The 3,934-nt window shown below is 27.6% G+C and carries 3 protein-coding genes; all 3 read left to right on the forward strand.

The window, feature by feature from the left end; genetic code table 11:
• The first annotated feature begins 123 nt into the window (after positions 1 to 123).
• From H7U04_RS11140 to H7U04_RS11150, 3 genes are read left to right on the forward strand one after another with little or no spacing between them, the layout of a single operon-like run.
• Positions 124 to 2,100 carry a condensation domain-containing protein gene (locus H7U04_RS11140; RefSeq protein ID WP_201059824.1) on the forward strand — a complete coding sequence of 659 codons (1,977 nt, stop codon included), beginning with the start codon at positions 124 to 126 and terminating at the stop codon, positions 2,098 to 2,100.
• Complete coding sequence (locus tag H7U04_RS11145) at positions 2,097 to 3,569, forward strand: AMP-binding protein (protein ID WP_110981346.1); 1,473 nt, start codon at positions 2,097 to 2,099, stop codon at positions 3,567 to 3,569. Before H7U04_RS11140 ends, H7U04_RS11145 begins: the two co-directional genes overlap by 4 nt.
• A gap of 1 nt (position 3,570) precedes the next feature.
• The gene (locus H7U04_RS11150; RefSeq protein ID WP_110981345.1) at positions 3,571 to 3,807 is read left to right on the forward strand and encodes an acyl carrier protein; all 237 of its coding nucleotides are present in this window, start codon (positions 3,571 to 3,573) and stop codon (positions 3,805 to 3,807) included.
• The last annotated feature ends 127 nt before the right edge of the window (positions 3,808 to 3,934 follow it).

Consider the following 3,934-nt stretch of genomic DNA (forward strand, 5'->3'; position numbering starts at 1 on the left):
TTATAAGATACAGGAATTACCTATATTTATGATAACAGAGATAAATTTAAAAATATTGAATCCGAACTTAATAATGAGGAGATAGACTATGTAATTCTAAAAAAAGTTCCTTTCCAAAAGCGAGTGCAACAAAGTAATGCGATAATAAGAGAAGATTTAAAGAGTTTTAATCTTTGTAATAATACATTTATTTATGAAGTTGATTCATTAAATAAGCTAATAAATGGTTCCACATTGAATTTTTACCCATTTTTTGATTTCTCGCAATCAGGGTATATAAATATAGTGATTTCAAATTTAGATTTAACAAATGAAGAACTTATCGATTTACAAAAGATATTTTATGATGAATTGAGAATTGTTAATCATAAAGAATTTTCAAATAACGTTATGGTGAAAGAAAGTGTGATTGAAAGTCTATATCTTAGACTTGAAAATTCATTACCTAAGCACATGCTTCCGAGTAAAATTTATGAAGTTGACGAATTTCCTTTAAATAGAACAGGAAAACTTGACGTCAAAGCTCTAATAAGGTTAATAAAGAGCGATGAGGAAGTAGGTACAGAATTAGATAGTGATATATCAAAAAAAATAGGTATATTCTTTAAGGAAATATTGAATAGTGCCAACACCTATACATTAGAGTCTAATTTTTTTGAAAATGGAGGAAATTCTCTCTTATCAATAAGGCTAATTCAAAAAATTGAAGAATATTTTGATATCTCGTTAAACATAGGTGAAATATTCGATAATCCTAAAATTTCCGAGCTTGAAGTATTGATATTAGACAAAATAACTAAAATTAACTTAAATAGTGAACGACAGCTATATTCAAAATTTGAAACTTACTCTGAAACTGTTTGTACTTATGGGCAAGAGAGATTATGGTTACTAGAATTTTTTTTCGACGATGGCAGTCCATATAACATTAATAATTTATATAACGTCAGCAAATTATTTGATAGAAATAAATTACGAGCTAAATTGAAAAAAATAATACAATATAATTTGAGTTTAAGAGAGTATTTTCTATATAAAAATGGCACGCTATTTCAGTGTGTTAAACCAATGTCTGTTGCCGAAAAAGATGGAATCGTCGATAAATATTTTTCTAACAAATCCGATTTTTTTACTTGGCTTAATAAAAAGAAAGTAGAAAAAATTGATTTAGAAAAATGGTCATCTAAATTTTATATCTGTCAAGTTGACAAGAAGTTATATTTATATTGTAAATTACACCATGTCATTTTTGATGGCATTTCTGAGAAATTATTCATTACACAGTTGGTATCGAACCAGCCTGAAGTTTTTGACGGAATATCTCAAATTGGAGAATATGCTTTTGTTGAAAAAAAACTTAAGAAGAAAGATGATAAGTCTCAAGGAATAAAGTTTTGGAAAGATTATTTGAAAAATTTGACTCCATTATTATCAGATGCTTCACAAATGGTAGGTAAAAGTGGCCAAAATATTTTAAAAAATGATATGTATCAAATTACAATTGATCATTCTTTAATTGAAAAATTCAACAAAGTATGTAGCCGAGAGAAAATAACACTATTTATGGGATTACAGTTAATTTTTTCAATAGTGTTGAGTGAAGAATTTAACAGATCTGAAATCTATTTGACAACACCAATTGATATGAGAAAAAATAAATTTCATAAATCAATAGGTTTCTATGTAAATACAATAATTTTAAAAAATAAAATTATTAGTTCTGATTTTTCGACTTTAGCCCAAATAAATCGTGAAGGTTGGATAAGAGCTTTAGAAGAATCACATATTGATTTTGCAACTATTATAAATAATTTCAAAAGAAAGAATCCACTTGATATTGTAATTGAAAGTATGTTTATATTACAGAATATAGAGTTACAAAGTCAAAGTGAATTAGAAATTATAGACTTGAATGATTCTTATAATAAATTCGGTTTAACAGTTAATTCTGCTATTCTTGAAAATGGTTATGTTATGAAGTGGGAATTTAATACGAACATATTTAGTCTGGATGTGATCAGTCAATTAGCTTCTACTTTTAAGATAAAGCTAGAAAAATATTCTGAGATGAATCTTCTAGAAAGGAGGAGAGATATTTGAATATTCAAAAAAAACTAAAATCAAATTTATGTTCATCTAGTTCTGAACTAGGTTTAATATCAGAGAAGGAAAAGTTGTCATATAATGAAATAGGTAGCATGGTTAGCTATATTTTGCGTATTTTTCAAGAAAATAGCATAGTTAAGGGAGACTATTTGGGAATATTGATTCCTAGAAGTATTGATCAAGTTGTAGTTGTTTTGGCATGTATAATTTCTGGAGTCGTTTTTATTCCACTAGATTCAGAATATTTCTATACTAGGTCAGAAAGAATTTTAAAAATGATTGATTTTAAAGCCATTATGACCGATAAAATTTCTGATGTGCCCCACAAAATAATTTCAACTAACAAAATTATCATGGTGGAGATTTCTAGAGACTTCGGAACAAAGGATTTGTACTTTCCTGATTTTGGTGTGAGTAAAAATGATACTGCATATATTCTTTTTACAAGTGGAACAACAAGTTTTCCTAAGGGTGTTGAAGTTACATATCGAAATCTTGAAAATTATCTTAAGTGGTGTATGATGGAATATGGTCGAGAAAAGATTGATTTTTCAATAATGCATGGACCAATATCCTTTGATGCAACAATTACAAGTTTTTTGTTTCCTTTAGTAAATAAAACGACAGTTAAAATTAGTACTCTTTTTTCAGAATTAGATGATTTAGCAGAAATCATGAAAAATTCAAGCGCGAATTGTCTTTTTAAAATTACGCCTACACATTTAAGTTTACTCTCTAGAATGGGAGTTACAGACTCACTAAATAGAAATAGACACACGTTTGTAATAGGAGGGGAGCAGTTAAAAATAAGTATTTTATTAAAATGGATGGAATCTTTTCCTAATAGTACCTTCTTTAATGAATATGGTCCGACTGAAGCTACAGTGGGGTGTATCGTGAAGAAATTGTCTCTCGAGGATATAAAGAGAACGGGGTTAATTAGTATTGGTAAGCCTATTCCAAATGTATCTGCAAAAATTGATCTAAAAATAGAAGAATCGGGTACTAAACGAGGAGAATTAATACTTAGTGGAACAAGTATAAGTAAAGGTTATATTAATAAATCAGAATTTGAGAGTTCTCCATTTGTTAAGGTTGATAATATACTGTACTACAAAACAGGTGATTTAGTAGAACTTATTGACGGTGAGTACTATTACTTAGGAAGACTTAAAGAGGAAATAAAGTGTAACGGATATCGAGTATCTGTGCAAGAGATTGATGACGAGATCTCAAAAATATTAACTTCAATAATATTTAAAACAATATTGTATAATGGTAAAATTATTACTTTTATTGAAAGTGAGATTAATAAAAATAAACTCAGAGACCAACTTTCAGTGTTATTACCAAGATATATGATCCCACAAAAAATAATCACAATTGATAAAATTAAAGTTGATAAAAATGGGAAAATTGATAATAATTATCTTAAAAATTATTTAAAAAAGTTAGGAGAATAATATGGTTGTAAATGAAAAAAATATTGCATTGGATGTTTGGAAACAAGTTCTAAATATTACTGAGATACCAGAGGAAGAAGATACTTTTTATTCATTAGGGGGGACTTCTTTGCAGTTAGTCGAAGTATTGTTTGTTCTAAAAAACAGATTTTCAATTGATTGTACAATGAGGGAGCTTATGATCCTTGAAAATTTCGGGGAGTTTATAACACTAATCAAAGAAAAAAATAAAAAATAATTCTTTTTCTGGAGGGACAATAAGATGAAAAAGAGTAATATTGCAACATTGTCACAAAAATCTTTTTATTTTTTAAATAAATCTGATCCAGAGTCTTCAAGTTATAATATAGGTAAAGTATATGAAC

Origin of the sequence: Streptococcus sp. 22.1 (assembly GCF_016648645.1) — a bacterium.
Classification (GTDB): Bacteria; Bacillota; Bacilli; order Lactobacillales; family Streptococcaceae; genus Streptococcus.

Excerpts from the sequence above, each read along its gene's own strand:
- H7U04_RS11150 (WP_110981345.1), top strand. The coding sequence starts at position 3,571 with ATGGTTGTAAATGAAAAAAATATTGCATTGGATGTTTGGAAACAAGTT.